The sequence below is a fragment of the Anaerobacillus sp. 1_MG-2023 genome, assembly GCF_030547345.1.
GTDB lineage: Bacteria > Bacillota > Bacilli > Bacillales > Guptibacillaceae > Guptibacillus > Guptibacillus hwajinpoensis_B.
Map to the genome: position 1 here is coordinate 1 of NZ_JAUORD010000196.1, position 246 is coordinate 246.

Sequence of the window (246 nt, forward strand, 5' to 3'; positions counted from 1 at the left end):
GCAATAATCTTGTCAGCAGCACATGCTCCCAGATATCCACCGGATGCAGCAATTAGATCCACTGATGCAGTTGTTTTTATTTTGTATTTTTTGAATCTATTTATCTGTGAAGCAAGTAATCCGTAGCCGTTTACAACTCCACCGCCTGAATTTATTTTGATAAGTATTTCGAATTTATCTGGCTCCGCTTTACACAAGTTGATTGCTGCAGTTACCTCATCTTTAAAAAAATCAACATCACTAGCT

General features: G+C 37.4%; 1 pseudogene. It reads right to left on the reverse strand.

The window, feature by feature from the left end:
- Window positions 1-246 (reverse strand): annotated as a pseudogene (locus Q4550_RS23835) (hypothetical protein); the annotation flags it as partial.